The organism is Pseudomonas putida, from assembly GCF_016406145.1.
GTDB lineage: Bacteria > Pseudomonadota > Gammaproteobacteria > Pseudomonadales > Pseudomonadaceae > Aquipseudomonas > Aquipseudomonas putida_E.
Window position 1 is genome coordinate 5,668,186 of record NZ_CP066306.1, and the last position, 15,973, is coordinate 5,684,158.

General features: G+C 61.2%; 16 protein-coding genes. 12 read left to right on the forward strand and 4 right to left on the reverse strand.

Features of this window, described 5'->3' with window-relative positions; genetic code table 11:
- Positions 1-45 precede the first annotated feature (45 nt).
- From zur to JET17_RS26120, 4 genes are all read left to right on the forward strand, one after another.
- Positions 46-531, forward strand: a complete 486-nt coding sequence (gene zur / locus JET17_RS26105; RefSeq protein ID WP_012316861.1) for a zinc uptake transcriptional repressor Zur — start codon at positions 46-48, stop codon at positions 529-531.
- The gene (znuC, locus tag JET17_RS26110) at positions 528-1,301 is read left to right on the forward strand and encodes a zinc ABC transporter ATP-binding protein ZnuC (protein WP_012316862.1); all 774 of its coding nucleotides are present in this window, start codon (positions 528-530) and stop codon (positions 1,299-1,301) included. Before zur ends, znuC begins: the two co-directional genes overlap by 4 nt.
- Positions 1,294-2,076 carry a zinc ABC transporter permease subunit ZnuB gene (gene znuB / locus JET17_RS26115; protein WP_012316863.1) on the forward strand — a complete coding sequence of 261 codons (783 nt, stop codon included), beginning with the start codon at positions 1,294-1,296 and terminating at the stop codon, positions 2,074-2,076. Before znuC ends, znuB begins: the two co-directional genes overlap by 8 nt.
- 127 nt (positions 2,077-2,203) lie before the next feature.
- Positions 2,204-2,911, forward strand: a complete 708-nt coding sequence (locus JET17_RS26120) for a PA5502 family lipoprotein (protein WP_012316864.1) — start codon at positions 2,204-2,206, stop codon at positions 2,909-2,911.
- A gap of 52 nt (positions 2,912-2,963) precedes the next feature.
- Here the strand turns inward: JET17_RS26120 and katE are convergent, their stop codons facing one another.
- Entirely contained in the window at positions 2,964-5,108 is a 2,145-nt protein-coding gene (gene katE, locus JET17_RS26125; protein ID WP_012316865.1) for a catalase HPII, read from the reverse strand.
- 226 nt (positions 5,109-5,334) lie between these two features.
- On the opposite strand from katE, the gene JET17_RS26130 reads away from it, so the two are divergent.
- The 3 genes from JET17_RS26130 to JET17_RS26140 all read left to right on the forward strand — a co-directional run bounded on the left by JET17_RS26130 (position 5,335) and on the right by JET17_RS26140 (position 7,848).
- On the forward strand, positions 5,335-6,342 hold the full coding sequence (locus JET17_RS26130) for a methionine ABC transporter ATP-binding protein (RefSeq protein ID WP_012316866.1): 1,008 nt from the start codon (positions 5,335-5,337) through the stop codon (positions 6,340-6,342).
- The gene (locus tag JET17_RS26135; RefSeq protein ID WP_012316867.1) at positions 6,342-7,013 is read left to right on the forward strand and encodes a methionine ABC transporter permease; all 672 of its coding nucleotides are present in this window, start codon (positions 6,342-6,344) and stop codon (positions 7,011-7,013) included. Before JET17_RS26130 ends, JET17_RS26135 begins: the two co-directional genes overlap by 1 nt.
- Before the next feature lie 64 nt (positions 7,014-7,077).
- Positions 7,078-7,848, forward strand: a complete 771-nt coding sequence (locus JET17_RS26140; RefSeq protein ID WP_012316868.1) for a MetQ/NlpA family ABC transporter substrate-binding protein — start codon at positions 7,078-7,080, stop codon at positions 7,846-7,848.
- Between the two features lie 96 nt (positions 7,849-7,944).
- Here JET17_RS26140 and JET17_RS26145 read toward each other — a convergent pair whose 3' ends face one another.
- Positions 7,945-9,471 (reverse strand): PLP-dependent aminotransferase family protein, encoded by a 1,527-nt coding sequence (locus JET17_RS26145; RefSeq protein WP_012316869.1) that lies wholly within the window; start codon positions 9,469-9,471, stop codon positions 7,945-7,947.
- Between the two features lie 89 nt (positions 9,472-9,560).
- Between JET17_RS26145 and JET17_RS26150 the strand changes: the two genes are divergently transcribed.
- Genes JET17_RS26150 through JET17_RS26160 form a run of 3 tightly spaced genes read left to right on the forward strand, consistent with a single transcriptional unit; the run spans position 9,561 to position 11,338 of the window.
- Positions 9,561-10,190, forward strand: a complete 630-nt coding sequence (locus tag JET17_RS26150; protein ID WP_012316870.1) for an FMN-binding negative transcriptional regulator — start codon at positions 9,561-9,563, stop codon at positions 10,188-10,190.
- A 12-nt stretch (positions 10,191-10,202) separates the two neighbouring features.
- Positions 10,203-10,649, forward strand: a complete 447-nt coding sequence (locus JET17_RS26155) for a GNAT family N-acetyltransferase (RefSeq protein WP_012316871.1) — start codon at positions 10,203-10,205, stop codon at positions 10,647-10,649.
- A gap of 14 nt (positions 10,650-10,663) precedes the next feature.
- Positions 10,664-11,338, forward strand: a complete 675-nt coding sequence (locus JET17_RS26160; protein WP_012316872.1) for a GNAT family N-acetyltransferase — start codon at positions 10,664-10,666, stop codon at positions 11,336-11,338.
- A gap of 3 nt (positions 11,339-11,341) precedes the next feature.
- Here JET17_RS26160 and JET17_RS26165 read toward each other — a convergent pair whose 3' ends face one another.
- On the reverse strand, positions 11,342-12,241 hold the full coding sequence (locus JET17_RS26165) for a homocysteine S-methyltransferase family protein (protein ID WP_012316873.1): 900 nt from the start codon (positions 12,239-12,241) through the stop codon (positions 11,342-11,344).
- Positions 12,242-12,347: 106 nt separating this feature from the next.
- Between JET17_RS26165 and JET17_RS26170 the strand changes: the two genes are divergently transcribed.
- Both JET17_RS26170 and JET17_RS26175 read left to right on the forward strand, forming a co-directional pair.
- Positions 12,348-13,169, forward strand: a complete 822-nt coding sequence (locus JET17_RS26170) for an ABC transporter substrate-binding protein (RefSeq protein WP_012316874.1) — start codon at positions 12,348-12,350, stop codon at positions 13,167-13,169.
- Positions 13,166-13,987: an amino acid ABC transporter permease gene (locus JET17_RS26175; protein ID WP_012316875.1), complete on the forward strand. Its 822-nt coding sequence runs from the start codon at positions 13,166-13,168 to the stop codon at positions 13,985-13,987. Before JET17_RS26170 ends, JET17_RS26175 begins: the two co-directional genes overlap by 4 nt.
- 143 nt (positions 13,988-14,130) lie before the next feature.
- Here JET17_RS26175 and oadA read toward each other — a convergent pair whose 3' ends face one another.
- Entirely contained in the window at positions 14,131-15,939 is a 1,809-nt protein-coding gene (gene oadA, locus JET17_RS26180; RefSeq protein ID WP_012316876.1) for a sodium-extruding oxaloacetate decarboxylase subunit alpha, read from the reverse strand.
- Positions 15,940-15,973: the final 34 nt, after the last annotated feature.

The following is a 15,973-nucleotide window of genomic DNA, read 5'->3' on the forward strand; positions in this document are numbered from 1 at the left end:
AAACAGGTAACATAATAACGTCTCTATCCAGAACCGTCGCTGCTCATGTCCATCACGCCGCTGGCCCACCGTCCCCACGATCACTCTCACTGCGTGCACAGCGCCCTGACCGAGGCCGAGGTGCTGTGCACCCGCCAGGGCCTGCGCCTGACTGCACTGCGCCGGCGTGTGCTGGAGCTGGTGTGGCAGAGCCACAAGCCGCTGGGCGCCTACGACATCCTCGCCGTGCTCAGCGAACAGGATGGCCGGCGTGCTGCGCCACCGACCGTTTATCGGGCGCTGGACTTCCTGCTGGAAAACGGCCTGGTACACCGCATCGCCTCACTCAACGCCTTCATCGGTTGCAGCCACCCCGAGCACGCGCACCAGGGCCAGTTCCTCATCTGCCGCGAATGCCACGTCGCCATCGAACTGGAGCAGGACAGCATCAGCGATGCGATCCTCACCAGCGCCAAAGGCGTGGGTTTCAGCGTGGAAACGCAGACGGTGGAAATAGTCGGCCTGTGCGGTAATTGCCGGGGCGCGGCATGAGCGACGCACTGATCCGCCTGGAGCAGGTCGGCGTTACGTTCGGCGGCGAAGCCGTGCTCGACAGCATCGACCTGTCGGTGGCACCCAGCCAGATCGTCACCCTGATCGGCCCCAACGGCGCAGGTAAGACTACCTTGGTACGAGCTGTGCTCGGGCTGCTCAAGCCGCACCGCGGTACAGTCTGGCGCAAGCCGAAGCTGCGTATCGGCTACATGCCGCAAAAAATCCAGGTGGACGCCACGCTGCCGTTGTCCGTGCTGCGCTTTCTGCGCCTGGTACCCGGTGTTGACCGGCAGGCAGCGTTGTCGGCACTGCAGGAAGTGGGCGCCGAACAGGTCATCGACAGCCCGATCCAGACCATTTCCGGCGGCGAGATGCAACGCGTGCTACTGGCCAGAGCGCTGTTGCGCGAGCCCCAGCTGCTGGTACTGGATGAGCCGGTACAAGGCGTCGACGTGGTCGGCCAGACCGAGCTGTATAACCTGATCACTCGCCTGCGCGACCGCCATGGTTGCGGGGTATTGATGGTCTCGCACGATCTGCACCTGGTGATGAGCGCCACCGACCAGGTGGTCTGCCTCAATCGGCATGTGTGCTGCTCCGGCCACCCCGAGCAGGTCAGCAACGACCCCGCCTTCGTCGAACTGTTCGGCCAGAACGCACCAAGCCTGGCCGTCTATCACCACCACCATGATCACAGCCACGACCTGCATGGCTCGGTGGTCGCCCCTGGCACCCATGTTCACGGAGACCACTGCAAGCATGGCTGATTTTCTTCTTTACGCCCTGCTCGCGGGTCTTTCCCTGGCGCTGGTGGCTGGCCCGCTGGGCTCCTTCGTGGTGTGGCGGCGCATGGCCTATTTCGGCGATACCTTGTCCCACGCAGCGCTGCTGGGCGTGGCCATGGGCTTCGTGCTGGACGTCAGCCCGGCGCTGGCGGTAACCGTGGGGTGCCTGTTGCTGGCGTTGCTGCTGGTGACCCTGCAGCAACGCCAGCCGTTGGCGTCCGACACGCTGCTCGGCATCCTCGCGCCCAGCACCTTGTCGTTGGGCCTGGTGGTGCTGAGCTTCATGCACGACGTACGCATCGACCTGATGGCCTACCTGTTTGGCGACTTGCTGGCCATCAGTACCACTGATCTGGCCTGGATCCTGGGCGGCAGTGCGCTGGTACTGCTGCTGCTTGCAGTCCTTTGGCGACCGTTGCTGGCGGTTACCGTCCACGAAGAGCTGGCCATGGTTGAAGGTCTGCCAGTCGCTGGCTTGCGCCTGGCGCTGATGCTGCTGATTGCCGTGGTCATCGCCGTTGCCATGAAGATCGTCGGCGTGCTGTTGATCACCTCTCTGCTGATCATCCCTGCCGCTGCGGCACAGCGCCATGCGCGCTCGCCGGAGCAGATGGCAGTGGGGGCCAGCCTGCTGGGCGTCGCGGCCGTCTGCGGCGGCCTGGCCATGTCCTGGTTCAAGGACACCCCAGCCGGCCCATCGATCGTGGTCTGCGCGGCAGTGCTATTCTTGCTGAGCCTGGCTCTGCCCAAACGTTGAAAAGCGGGATGCCCCATGGCACACCCTGCAACCTTTTCGCAGGTAAAGGGTCTGTAAGACTTGTTTTCGAGCGTGCGCACCTGGGTGTAGACTTGCTCGCTTTTTGCGCAAATAGAGAGTCGCAGGAATGAAGCCGTTCGCATCCCGTTATCTGCTTGTTGCCGTGTTTTCCCTGTTCCTGGCCGCTTGTTCAAGCGCGCCGGTCGAGCAGACCGGTGCACCTGCCCAAGCCGATGCCTGGCAGCAGCTGCAGCAAAGTATCAACAGCAATGAGTTGGCCACGGCCGAAGATCAGCTTGCCTTGTTGCAGGCTCAATCGCCCGACGATGGCCGCCTGGAACAGTACCAGCGGCAGCTGGCTGAGGCTTACCTCAAACGCAGCCAGATCGTCCTTCAGAAGGGTGACGTCAACGCTGCCGCCACAGCGCTGGCACGTGCCCGCGCACTGATGCCGCAGGCACCTGCCGTGACTGGCGGTGACGCAGTCTCGCAGGCACGCAAGGCTGAGCTGGAAAAAGCCGAAGCTGCCTTGAAGGCTGCCGAGGCCAAGCCCAAGGCGCGTGTGATTGACCCAACCGCGCCTAGCACGGTCATTGCACTGAAGACCACGGACATCAGTGCCATGCGCCGGCAGCTCGATGAAATTGCCACTGATGTGGTGAATTATCAGTGCGAAGTGGTGTTTCAGGTACCTCGCACCGAAGATGCGCCTTGGTTGAAGACCTTGCTGGAAAAGCGGGTTCTGAAGATCGACAGCAGCTTTGAACTTGAGCAAAAACACGAGATTCAGCGTAAGTTGCCCGCTCAGGTGGTATTGGTACCGCATCAGCGTTGATATTTCTGGAGCCCATCGCCGGCAGCCGGCGATGGGCACCAAAAGCAGCGTCTCACGCAGGGATCGCCTCTGCAGCCGCCTCCCGCTCCCAGACCCGATGCCCTTCCACGGCTTTGACGAAGGCATCCACCGCTTTCTGATCATCCCCAAGCAACAAGCCTTTGTCCTCCTTCAGGCCCAAGCTACCCAGCAAAGCTTTGGCCTCTTTGGCCAACACGATCGCCTTCAAATGCTTGTAACTCTCGAGCAGGAAGTGCTTGGCCACACCACTGCCGCTCAAGGCATCGATTGAAGCCTTACCTCCCGGCACCACTATCCCGTCGAACATGATCGACGGCATACCCTCGATCGAAGCATCTACCGGCAATTGCTTGCCATCGGCGCTCTTCACCGGCGCCGAGGATGGCCCAAGCAGCATGGGCCGCGCGCTTTGTGCTTCAAGCGCCTTGACCAGCCTGTCGACGCTCGCGGCGTCCACGCCATCGGCGACCACAACGGCAATCTTGCGCCCCTTGATGCCCACATCTCCGGGGTGGTTCATCTGGCTCAAAGCCTTGGACTGCGCAAGCTTGCTACCTTTGACCTGAACCGTGCCCTGCTTGGGCGCCGGCAAGCCGAGGTTGGCCGCCACTGCCGCTGCCAGCTTCAGGTCGATATTGGCCAGAATCTCATTGACCTCACGCGCGCGGATTTCTTCGCGCTCCACCTTGCCCAACTCGAAGCTGTAAGCCTTGATGATGTGCTGCTGCTCGGTCGGGCTCATGCTCTGGAAGAACAGCCGCGCCTGCGAGAAATGATCGCCGAACGACTCGCTGCGCTGGCGGATCTTGTGTGCCTCGATGCGCTCCTGATAGCTCTCGAAGCCACCATCCTGCGCCGCCGGCGGCGTTTCCCGCGGCCAGCCGCCATCGATCGAGTTGGGTTCGTAGGAAGCACGGCCCTTGTCGATGGTCATGCGGTGCATGGCGTCACGCTGGCCACTGTGGTTCGGCGCTACCGGCCGATTGATCGGGATCTCGTGGAAGTTTGGGCCGCCCAGGCGGCTGATCTGTGTGTCGGTATAGGAGAACAGGCGGCCCTGTAGCAGTGGGTCGTTGCTGAAATCGATGCCCGGCACGATATGGCCAGGGCAGAAAGCGACCTGCTCGGTCTCGGCGAAGAAGTTGTCCGGGTTGCGGTTGAGCACCATCTTGCCGAGCGGCGTCACCGGTACCAGCTCCTCGGGGATCAGTTTGGTCGGGTCGAGCAGGTCGAAATCAAACTTGTGCTCATCGGCCTCCGGAACGATCTGCACACCCAGTTCCCACTCGGGGTAATCGCCCGTCTCGATCGCGTCCCACAGATCACGGCGATGGTAGTCGGTGTCCTTGCCTGCCAGCTTCTGGGCTTCGTCCCACAGTACCGAATGCACGCCTTGCCGTGGCTTCCAGTGGAATTTGACGAAGCTGGCCACACCTTGGGCATTGATCAGGCGGAAAGTATGCACGCCAAAGCCTTCCATCATCCGCAGGCTCCGCGGGATGGCGCGGTCGGACATGGCCCAGATGACCATGTGCGCCGACTCAGGTACCAGCGAGACAAAATCCCAGAACGTATCGTGGGCTGAGCCGCCAGTGGGCATCTCATTATGCGGTTCAGGTTTGACCGCATGCACGAAGTCGGGAAACTTGATGGCATCCTGGATGAAAAACACCGGCATGTTGTTGCCAACCAAGTCAAAATTGCCTTCATCGGTATAGAACTTCACAGCAAAGCCACGCACGTCGCGCACCGTGTCACCCGACCCGCGCGGGCCTTGCACGGTGGAGAAGCGCACAAAGACCGGGGTTGTCTTTTCAGGGTCCTGAAGGAAACCGGCCTTGGTCAGTTCGCTATGGTTGCCGTAACTCTGAAAGTAGCCGTGGGCACCGGTACCTCGGGCGTGGACGATCCGCTCGGGAATGCGCTCGTGGTCGAAGTGGGTGATCTTCTCGCGCATGATGAAGTCTTCGAGCAGCGATGGCCCACGAGCACCAGCCTTCAGGCTGTTCTGGTTGTCGGCTATCTTCACACCCTGGTTGGTACGCAGGGCCTGGCCAGTGGCATCGCTGCGAAACGCCTCCAGGCTCTGCAGCTTGGCGTTGGTGTTGGCGCGGTCGGGGGTCTGCGTGCCGGCGGCCTCACTGTGCTTGGGCGCGTCCGTTTTCTTGCTGGTCATGGTCGGCTCTCCTCATCAGTCTTCAGGCTTGCCCTCTCAGGGCTCGTTCAAGTAGTGACTAGAGGGCTTTGGCGAGCGTTCAATCGGGATTACCAGTTGTCGCGTTATGCCTGATGGATTGGTCCATTACGAAATAAATGCTAAGAACAACTATTGGAAAAGGCTAAAATGCGCCACCCCAGCCAACCGCTGACCCAAATTCCATGCGCCCCACAAGGTTCGCTACGTGATCGAGTTCCAACATGTACACAAGACCTACCGCGTCGCCGGTAGGGAAATCCCCGCTCTGAACCCAACCAGCCTGACCATCGAAGACGGCCAGGTGTTCGGCCTGATCGGCCATTCCGGCGCAGGCAAAAGCACCATGCTGCGCCTGATCAACCGGCTGGAAGAGCCCTCTGGCGGCAAGATCATCGTCGACGGCGAAGACGTTACCGCCTTCAACGCCAACCAGCTGCGCGGCTTCCGCCAGCAAGTCGGGATGATCTTCCAGCACTTCAACCTGCTGGCCTCCAAGACCGTCGCCGACAATGTCGCCCTGCCGCTGGCTCTGGCGGGCGAGCTGTCGCGGGCCGAAATCGACAAACGCGTCACCGAGCTGCTGGCCCGCGTGGGCCTGTCGGACCACGCCAAAAAGTACCCGGCGCAGCTCTCCGGCGGCCAGAAGCAGCGCGTCGGCATCGCCCGTGCCCTGTCGACCAACCCGAAGATCCTGCTGTGCGACGAGGCCACCAGCGCCCTCGACCCGCAAACCACCGCATCGGTGCTGCAGTTGCTGGCCGAGATCAACCGTGAGCTGAAGCTGACCATCGTGCTGATCACCCACGAGATGGACGTGATCCGCCGGGTCTGCGACCGCGTCGCGGTGATGGACGCCGGCCATATCGTCGAGCAAGGCTCGGTAGCAGACGTGTTCCTCCACCCGCAGCACCCCACCACCAAACGATTTGTCCAGGAAGACGAGCAGGTCGATGAAGGCGAGCAGCGCGACGATTTTGCCCACGTCCCGGGCCGCATCGTGCGCCTGACCTTCCAGGGCGACGCCACCTATGCGCCGCTGCTGGGCACCGTGGCCCGCGAAACCGGGGTGGACTACAGCATCCTCGCCGGGCGTATCGACCGCATCAAGGATGTGCCCTATGGGCAGCTGACCCTGGCCGTCACTGGCGGCGACATGGAAGCGGCGTTCGACCGCTTCACGGCAGCTGACGTACATATGGAGGTACTGCGTTGATGGACGCCCTGAATTTCTTCACCAACGTCGACTGGGCCGAAATCTGGCTGGCCACCATCGACACCATGATCATGCTGTTCGGTTCGCTGTTCTTCACCGTGCTGCTGGGCCTGCCACTGGGCGTGCTGCTGTTCCTCTGCGGGCCGAAGCAGATGTTCGAACAGCGGGGCGTGTATGCGCTGCTGTCGCTGGTGGTCAACATTCTGCGCTCGCTGCCGTTCATCATCCTGTTGATCGTGATGATCCCGATCACTGTGCTGATCACCGGTACCTCGCTGGGCGTTGCCGGCGCCATTCCGCCGCTGGTGGTAGGTGCCACGCCGTTCTTCGCCCGCTTGGTGGAAACCGCCCTGCGTGAAGTGGACCGCGGCATCATCGAGGCCACCCAGTCGATGGGTGCCACCACCCGCCAGATCATCACCAGTGCGCTGTTGCCGGAGGCCCGCCCGGGCATCTTCGCAGCCATTACCGTCACCGCCATCACCTTAGTCTCGTACACCGCCATGGCCGGCGTGGTCGGCGCTGGCGGCCTGGGCGACCTGGCCATCCGCTTCGGCTACCAGCGTTTCCAGACCGATGTAATGGTGGTCACCGTGGTACTGCTGCTGGTTCTGGTTCAAGTACTGCAGAGCGTGGGCGACAAACTGGTCGTGCATTTTTCCCGTAAGTAACCCCAATGGGGTCGGCCCGGCCGACCCGTTCGGGGGCCGTCGCGGCCCTCACAAGGAGTGATTCATGAAGAAGCTGCTTGCTGTCGCTGCCGCTGTCGCGGCGTTCTCGGCCCACGCCGGTGACCTGACTGTCGCCGCCACCCCGGTGCCGCACGCCGAAATTCTCAACTTCGTCAAACCGCAGCTGGAAAAAGAGGGTGTAAACCTGAAGGTGAAAGAGTTCACCGACTATATCCAGCCGAACGTACAAGTCGCAGAGAAGCGCCTTGATGCCAACTTCTTCCAGCACCAGCCGTACCTGGATGAGTTCAACAAGGCCAAGGGCACCAACCTGGTCAGCGTTGCCGGCGTGCACATCGAGCCGCTGGGCGTCTATTCGGCCAAGATCAAGAAGCTCGACGAACTGCCTTCCGGTGCCACCGTGGTCATCCCCAACGACGCCACCAACGGCGGCCGTGCCTTGCTGCTGCTGGACAAGGCCGGCGTAATCAAGCTCAAGGACAACAGCAATATCCTGTCGACCGTGAAGGACGTTGTCGCGAACCCGAAGAACGTGAAGTTCCGTGAGCTCGAAGCGGCCACCATCCCGCGTGTTCTGACCCAGGTCGATGCTGCCCTGATCAACACCAACTACGCGCTGGAAGCCAAACTGAACCCTGAAAAAGACGCGCTGGCCATCGAAGGCAGCGACTCACCGTACGTGAACATCCTTGTTGCCCGCCCGGACAACAAGGACTCGCAAGACATGAAGAAACTGGCGGCTGCCCTGCATTCGCCTGAGGTGAAGCAGTTCATCACCGAGAAGTACAAAGGCGCTGTAGTGCCGGCGTTCTGATCAGAAATCTCCGGGCCGCTTTGCGGCCCCAGGATTTCATCAGCATGCAAAAACCGTTGGCCTGCTTTGCAGGCCTTTGGCGACACCAGGCCGCCCCTACCTCCAGGCCTTGCGCAAGCGCATCAACGCCTCAGCAATCTCTCCCTCTGGCACTGCCGCAAACCCAAGCACCAACCCCGCGCGTTTATCCACAGGCACTTCGCTGTCCTCAAGCCAGTAACTGCTAAGCGGATTCACCTCCACACCCACCGCTTCGGCCTTGGCTATCAAGTCCTGCTCGCGTGCAAAGTTATCCACATCGACTTTCACATGCAGCCCAGCTGCCACATCCGGCATCCCCGCCAGCCCAGAAACATCCACAGGCCACCCGGCCTTCAGCACATTACGCCGGCTCAGCGCCGCACGGCGCATGCGGCGTATATGCCTCTGAAAATGCCCCTGGGCCATGAACTCGGCCATCACGCACTGGGTTCCCACCTCGGAATGCCGCACTGCCAGCGCCCTGCCCTGGCTGAAAGCCTGCACCAACCGCGCCGGCAGTACCAAGTAGCCAAGGCGCAGCGCTGGGAAAGCGATCTTGCCAAAGGTACCGACGTACAGCACCCGCCCTTGCCGGTCCAAAGCCGCCAACGGCGCCAGCGGTGCTCCGTTGTAACGGTACTCACCGTCATAGTCATCTTCGATGATCCAGCCATCCTGGCGCTCGGCCCAGGCCAGCAACGCCAAGCGCCGGGCCAGGCTCATGGTCACCCCAGTCGGGTACTGATGCGCTGGGGTGACGTAAACCAAGCGACAGTCGCCAGCGAGTGCAAGCCTGGTGCAGTCGAGGCCTTCTTCATCTACCGGCACACCCCTCACCCGCCCGCCCGCTACTGCAAACGCGTGCCCGGCAGCACGATACCCGGGATTTTCCACAGCCACCTCATCCCCGGGCTGCAACAACAACTGTGCACAAAGGCTAATTGCCTCCTGCGCACCACTGGTGATCACAATTTGTCCAGCCGTGCACGACATACCCCTCGACCGACGTAGATACGCAGCGATCAATTCACGCAGTAACGGCTCGCCCGCCGGGTCGCCATAGCCAAGGTGCGCTGGATCGGGATTTCGCCAGAAGCCCGCTTGCAGCTTGGCCCAGACCTCAAAGGGGAACAGATCGAAGGCTGGAACACCTACCCGAAATGCCCGTGGCGGGCCAACTTTTGGGGATGGCAGATGGTTACTTTTCAGACGCTCCAAACGCTCACTGGAACGCCCACATCTGGATAAATCATCAGTGCTTTCTGAGCATTTTGTGGATAACCCTGTTGATAAGCCATGGGATAACCCTGTGGACAGTTGTGTGGATAGTTTCGGCAGATGGCAAACATAAGTGCCATCTCCTACCCGGCTTTCTATGTAGCCTTCGGCATACAGTTGGTCATAGGCACGCACCACGCTGTTGCGCGAGAGCCCGAGCATACCCGCCAAGTCTCGTGTCGCCGGCAGGCGCGTGCCGCTGCTCAAGCGCCCATCCAGCACGCGAGCGCGCAGCGCTTGATAGAGCTGTTGACTCAGCCCTCGGCGCTGGTCGAGGACGATCCCGGCGGGATCGAATGGCAATACCAAAGGGCGCTCGCTCATCGCATTGGACCTATCAAAATCACTGTCAATGGCTCTTAACCTGAACCAATAGCCTGCCTACGATGAAGCCAATCGACAAGGATCCGCACATGTACAACAGCAAACCGCATCAGGAACACAACCTTGAGCGCCTGCATCAACAGATGCGCGAGACCCGCCTGGCCCTGCTCGTCACCCACGGCGAGCAAGGTCTGCTGGCCAGTCACATACCAGTGTTGATCGATACCAGCGAAGGTGACTTGGGCACCGTTTACGGGCATCTGGCCCGTGCCAACCATCAGTGGCAGGCCTTGGAGCAAGGTGTAGAAGCCTTGTTGGTATTCGCCGGCCCTGACGCTTATGTCAGCCCCGGCTATTACCCGAGCAAGCTCGACAACCCCAAGGTTGTGCCCACCTGGAACTACTTGGCGGTGCATGCCTACGGTGCCGCTGAAGTGGTACAGGGCGGCCCCGACCTGCTGGATATCGTCAGCCGCCTGACCGACCTGCACGAGCAAGGACGCGGCGCCCCATGGAAAGTCGCCGATGCACCCAGCGATTACATCGAAGGCATGCTCCGCGCCATCGTCGGCTTCCGTCTTCCCATCGCACGTCTGCAGGGGGCACGCAAACTCAGCCAGAACCGCTCGGCGCAGGACATCGAAGGCGTACGCCAAGGCTTGGCCAGCAGTACCGACACACTAAACAATCACCTGGCGGCGCAGATGCGCACGCTCTGAAGGAATAGCCCCATGCCCGACGTCATCCTGCGCCCTGTCAGCGTCAACGACCACGCCGCGTGGCTGCCCCTGTGGCAGGCCTACCTGCGCTTTTATCAAACCGAACTGGCCGATGAAGTCAGCGCCGTGACATGGCAACGCATCCTCGACTCGCAGGAGCCGACCCATTCGGCGCTGGCCTGGATCGACGGCAAGGCGGTAGGCATGGTCAACTGGATCTATCATCGAACCAACTGGAGCATTGGTAACGCCTGCTACCTGCAGGATCTGTACGTTGACGGTAAGCAGCGCGGCCTGGGCGTTGGCCGGCAGCTGATCGAGCTGGTCAACGCCAGTGCCAAAGCGGCCGGCTGTTGCAAGGTGCACTGGCTGACGCATGAAACCAACGCTACCGCCATCGGCTTGTACGAGCAGGTCGCCGAGCGACCCGGCTTCATCCAATTTCGCCAAACGCTCTGAGACGGGAGCTACGCATGATTCAACCAAGTAACTGGCAACCTGCAGCCCTGCCCCAGGCCGAACCGCTTGAAGGGCGTTTCGTCCGCCTGGAGAAGCTCGATCCGGCGGGTCATGCGGACGATCTCTGGGAGGTGCTGCAAGGTCCGCACTCTGATCCCGCACTGTGGGACTACCTGCCGTACGGCCCGTTTGCCGAGCGCGGTCCGTTCGATCAATGGCTTGCAGAAAATGCCGCCAGCCGCGATCCGCTTTTTTACAGCGTCATCGACCGCAGCAGCGGCCAGGTACAAGGCATTCTAAGCCTGATGTCGATCGTGCCTGCCCATGGTCGCATCGAGATCGGCCATGTTGCCTTTGGCGCACCCATGCAACGCTCCCCCAAGAGCACCGAGGCGGTATACCTGCTGGGCAAGCTTGGTTTTGAACTGGGTAATCGCCGACTGGAATGGAAGTGCAACAACGCCAATGCCCGCTCCAAGCGCGCAGCGGAGCGCTTTGGCTTCATCTACGAAGGTGTGTTCCGCAATCACATGGTGATCAAGGGCCAGAATCGCGACACGGCCTGGTACTCGATTACCGATGAAGAATGGCCTGCAGTGGCCGCCGCTTTCGAGCGCTGGCTGAATGCCGACAACCAGCGCCCCGAAGGCCAATCGAAAACGCTGGAAGCCTGCCGGGAGCAGGGCTGATGCTCAGCTCAGGTTACGCTTGAGTTCAGCGATGTGCTCTGGCCCGATGCCACAGCATCCGCCGAGCAGGCTGGCGCCGCGCTGGCGCCAATCCTGGGCCCAGCTCAAGTAACCCGGCGGGTCAAGGTCTTCGCGCAGCTCATCCAGGCCATCGTTGGCGGTGGCGTCCTTGGGTTGCGGCGGGAAGGCGTTAGCGTAGGCGCCGATAGCGATATCCACACCCAGGCGCTCGAACACTTCGCGCGCAGCGTCGATGGCAGCTCCGATCACTTCCGGTTGGCTGCAGTTGAACAGCATGGCTTTGACGCCCAGCGTTGCTACTGCTTCGGCAGCGGCGGTCACACTTTCACCAGAACGCAGCTGCGGTACGTCGCCGACCTCTTCATCCTGCAAAGTGAACGACACCCACAACGGCTTGCCATCTGCTGGCAACTGGCCGGCAACTGCCTGCACTTCTGCGATCGCACTCTGAGTCTCGGCCAGCCACAGATCGACATACGGTGCCAGGCCCACCACCAATGGGAGCAATACCTCAGACACGCGCTGTGGCTCGAACAGGTCAGGGCGGTAGGAGCCGAACAGCGGTGGCAATGAGCCGGCGACTCGCACTGGCCGCGGGCTGGCATCCGCCGCAGTACGCGCCAGCTGACCAGCGGTGGCGGCCAAGGCGAAGCCTTCATCAGCGAAGCGGTCTTCACCGATATGGAACGGCACCACTGCATAACTGTTGCTGGTGATCACCGCAGCACCGGCTTCGATATAGGCCGCATGCACCGCCACTACGGCTTCCGGAGCTTCGCTCAGTGCAAGCGCCGACCACTCCGGCTGGCGGAACGGCGCGCCTCGGCGCTGCAGCTCCCGACCCATACCGCCATCAAGAATTTCCAACGTCCGCTCGCCCATATAACTTCCACTTATATTGATATGAATAATATTCACTGGTGGCTTTAAACTTATAACTATTAAATATCGAAATCTGATTTTTTAACAACTTTTTCCAGGTGTCTTCATGCGTTTGCCTTCCTTGCTTTGCGCAGGCCTTCTGGCCTTTAGCGCCACCTCTGCAGCCTTTGCCGGTGCCACACTGGACCGCGTCGAGTCGCGCAAGGAAGTCGTCAACGTACTGATGGAGAGCTACCCGCCGTTCTCCTTCCTAAATGAACAGAACCAGCTCGATGGTTTTGACGTCGATGTGGCCAAGGCGGTCGCGGCTAAACTCGGCGTGAAGCTTCGACTGGAAACACCATCCTGGGATGTCATTGCTGCAGGCCGCTGGAGTGGTCGCTACGACCTGTGTATCTGTTCGATGACGCCGAGCAAGGCCCGCGCCGAGGTGTTCGACTTCCCGGTGGAGTACTACGCCTCACCTGCGGTGATCGTGGTCAACGCCAAGGATGAGCGGATTCACGCGGCCAAGGACCTCGACGGTCTCAAGGTTGGCCTGACCAGCGCTTCCAGCTATGAGAGCTACCTGAACAAGAACCTGGTAATCGAAGGCGCGGAAGACCAGAAGATCGAGTACCCCTTCGACTTCGTCCAGATAGCCCCCTATGACACCGACAACGTCGCCTTCCAGGACCTCGGCCTGGGTGCAGGCGTGCGCCTGGATGCGATCCTGACCAACTTGGTGACCGCGCAGCCACGCCTGGCCCAGGACAAGCGCTTCAAACTGGCAGGGGCGCCGCTTTACGAGGAGCCCAACTCAGTCGCCATCGAGAAAGGCGATCCAGAGTGGGACGCCAAGCTGCGCCAGGTTTTCGCCGAGCTGAAGGCCGATGGCACGCTGGCCAAGCTGTCGCAGAAATGGATCGGCGCCGACATCAGTAAATGAGCGCCCATCAACCTGCACCCAAGCCCGTCGTCGCCGCGACGGGTTCACGCCTGTTCGGCTTTCGCACCCGCCTGTACCTGACGTGGCTAGTGTTGCTGTTGCTGTTCGTGGGCTTCTTTCTCAGCTTTGATCTGAAATTCTCGATCATCGTCGAGAAGTTCCCCAACCTGGCAGGCTTCAAGCTCGGCCCCAATGGCTTCCTGCAGGGCGCTGCGCTGACCCTGTTCCTGTGCTTGTGCTCTATGGTGGTGTCGGTGCTGTTGGGCTTTGCCGCCGCCCTGGCACGGTTGTCGAAGAGTGCGCTGCTGTTCGGCGTGGCCAGCTTCTACACCTCGTTTTTCCGCGGCACGCCGCTGCTGATCCAGATCCTGTTGATCTACCTCGGCTTGCCCCAAGTGGGCCTGGTGCCAGGTGCAATCGCAGCGGGCATCATCGCCCTGTCGCTCAATTATGGCGCTTACCTGAGCGAAATCTTCCGAGCCGGCATCATTGGCGTTGCCGTGGGCCAGCGCCATGCAGCGCTCGCCCTGGGCATGCGCCCGGTGGCGATCTTCTGGCACATCACCCTGCCCCAGGCCATGCGCACCATCATCCCGCCAAGCGCCAACCAGTTCATCTCGATGCTCAAGGACTCGTCGCTGATTTCGGTGATGGGTGTCTGGGAAGTCATGTTCCTGGCCCAGTCGTATGGGCGCTCAAGCTATCGCTACCTAGAGATGCTGACGACAGCTGCGGTGATCTACTGGGTGCTCTCGATCCTGCTCGAACTGGCCCAGGCCAGGCTGGAGCGGCATTTTGGCAAGGGCTATCAGCGCTAGGTCCAGCGGAACCGAGGGGGGTATTTGAGCTGTGGCGCCCTTGAGAACGAGCGCCATCCGCATCGCAAGGAGCCTGACAACCACCCAAAAAAAGGGGAGCATCCGCTCCCCAGAGGTTAACCGCTTGTAGATGAGGGCTTATGTCAGCCCTCGATCTCGATAAGGATCTCACCCGGAGTCACGCGATCGCCCTTGGCCACGTGGATGGCCACGACCTTGCCGGCGATGGCCGCCTGCACTTCGGTTTCCATCTTCATTGCTTCGGTGATCAGCACTGCCTGGCCAGCCTTGACTGTGTCGCCTTCCTTGACCAGTACATCGACGATGTTGCCCGGCATGGTGGTGCTGACGTGGCCTGGCGCACTGGCCTGCTTGCGCTTGCTGCTGCCGCCGCCAACAAACTCGTTGAGGGGCTCGAACACCACTTCTTCTGGCATGCCGTCGATCGACAGGTAGAAGTGGCGCTTGCCTTCGGCCTTGACGCCCACACCGGTGATGTCGACGCGGTAGGTTTCACCGTGCACGTCGATTACGAACTCGGTTGGCACACCTTCACCACCCGGGGCGGCGACTGCACCGGCTTCCGGGATCGGCAGCAGCGCTTCGGGGGTCAGGGTGCCGGCTTCACGCTCTTCGAGGAACTTACGGCCAATGTCCGGGAACATGGCGAAGGTGAGCACATCTTCCTCGCTGTGCGCCAAGGCGCCGATGTCGGCACGCAGTTTGGTCATTTCCGGCTTGAGAAGATCGGCCGGGCGCACATCGATCACGTCTTCGCTGCCGATCGCCTGGCGGCGCAGTTGCTCATTGACCACGCCCGGCGCCTTGCCGTAACCGCCTTGCAGGTACAGCTTCACTTCGTTGGTGATGGTCTTGTAGCGTTCGCCGGCCAGTACGTTGAAGAACGCCTGGGTACCGACGATCTGCGAGGTCGGGGTCACCAGAGGTGGGAAGCCAAGGTCTTCTCGCACCCGCGGGATCTCGGCCAGCACCTCGTTCATGCGGTTGAGCGCGCCCTGTTCCTTGAGCTGGTTGGCAAGGTTGGAAATCATCCCGCCTGGCACCTGGTTGACCTGTACGCGGGTGTCCACCGCAGTGAACTCGCTTTCGAACTGGTGGTACTTTTTGCGCACGGCATAGAAGTACAGGCCGATTTCCTGCAGCAGTTCCAGGTCCAGACCGGTGTCGAACTCGCTGCCCTTGAGCGCGGCTACCATCGACTCGGTACCCGGGTGGCTGGTCCCCCAGGCAAAGCTGGAGATGGCGGTGTCGATATGGTCAGCACCGTTTTCCACAGCCTTGAGCTGGCACATGGCGGCCAGGCCGGCAGTATCGTGGGAATGGATGAACACAGGCAGCGACTGCTCGGCCTTCAGCGCCTTGACCAACTCGCCGGTGGCATACGGGGTCAAAAGGCCAGCCATGTCCTTGATCGCCACCGAGTCGCAACCCATGGCTTCCATCTGCTTAGCCTGGTTCACGAAGGCTTCGATGGTGTGCACCGGGCTGGTGGTGTAAGCGATGGTACCTTGGGCGTGCTTACCGGCAGCCTTCACCGCCTCGATGGCCACGCGCAGGTTACGCACATCGTTCATTGCGTCGAAGATACGGAACACGTCGATGCCATTGACCGCCGCCTTGGCCACGAACGCCTTGACCACGTCATCGCTGTAGTGGCGGTAGCCCAGCAGGTTCTGCCCGCGCAGAAGCATCTGCAGGCGGGTGTTGGGCAGCGCATTGCGCAGTTTACGCAGGCGCTCCCACGGGTCTTCCTTGAGGAAGCGCACGCAGGCATCGAAAGTGGCGCCGCCCCAGACTTCCAGCGACCAGTAGCCGACCTTGTCGAGCTTGTCGCAGATCGGCAGCATGTCTTCGGTACGCATGCGGGTAGCCAGCAGGGACTGGTGGGCGTCACGCAGGATTGTGTCGGTAACAAAGATCTTCTTGGACATTCTTATCTCCTCATGGCGACAAGCTTCAAGCTAC

What these genes read in the sequence shown, in the direction of transcription:
- znuB (WP_012316863.1), top strand. Translation starts at nt 1,294, where the DNA reads ATGGCTGATTTTCTTCTTTACGCCCTGCTCGCGGGTCTTTCCCTGGCG.
- zur (WP_012316861.1), top strand. Translation starts at nt 46, where the DNA reads ATGTCCATCACGCCGCTGGCCCACCGTCCCCACGATCACTCTCACTGC.
- JET17_RS26120 (WP_012316864.1), top strand. Translation starts at nt 2,204, where the DNA reads ATGAAGCCGTTCGCATCCCGTTATCTGCTTGTTGCCGTGTTTTCCCTG.
- JET17_RS26150 (WP_012316870.1), top strand. Translation starts at nt 9,561, where the DNA reads ATGTACAACAGCAAACCGCATCAGGAACACAACCTTGAGCGCCTGCAT.
- znuC (WP_012316862.1), top strand. Translation starts at nt 528, where the DNA reads ATGAGCGACGCACTGATCCGCCTGGAGCAGGTCGGCGTTACGTTCGGC.
- JET17_RS26175 (WP_012316875.1), top strand. Translation starts at nt 13,166, where the DNA reads ATGAGCGCCCATCAACCTGCACCCAAGCCCGTCGTCGCCGCGACGGGT.
- oadA (WP_012316876.1), bottom strand. Translation starts at nt 15,939, where the DNA reads ATGTCCAAGAAGATCTTTGTTACCGACACAATCCTGCGTGACGCCCAC.
- katE (WP_012316865.1), bottom strand. Translation starts at nt 5,108, where the DNA reads ATGACCAGCAAGAAAACGGACGCGCCCAAGCACAGTGAGGCCGCCGGC.
- JET17_RS26140 (WP_012316868.1), top strand. Translation starts at nt 7,078, where the DNA reads ATGAAGAAGCTGCTTGCTGTCGCTGCCGCTGTCGCGGCGTTCTCGGCC.
- JET17_RS26160 (WP_012316872.1), top strand. Translation starts at nt 10,664, where the DNA reads ATGATTCAACCAAGTAACTGGCAACCTGCAGCCCTGCCCCAGGCCGAA.
- JET17_RS26155 (WP_012316871.1), top strand. Translation starts at nt 10,203, where the DNA reads ATGCCCGACGTCATCCTGCGCCCTGTCAGCGTCAACGACCACGCCGCG.
- JET17_RS26165 (WP_012316873.1), bottom strand. Translation starts at nt 12,241, where the DNA reads ATGGGCGAGCGGACGTTGGAAATTCTTGATGGCGGTATGGGTCGGGAG.
- JET17_RS26145 (WP_012316869.1), bottom strand. Translation starts at nt 9,471, where the DNA reads ATGAGCGAGCGCCCTTTGGTATTGCCATTCGATCCCGCCGGGATCGTC.
- JET17_RS26135 (WP_012316867.1), top strand. Translation starts at nt 6,342, where the DNA reads ATGGACGCCCTGAATTTCTTCACCAACGTCGACTGGGCCGAAATCTGG.
- JET17_RS26170 (WP_012316874.1), top strand. Translation starts at nt 12,348, where the DNA reads ATGCGTTTGCCTTCCTTGCTTTGCGCAGGCCTTCTGGCCTTTAGCGCC.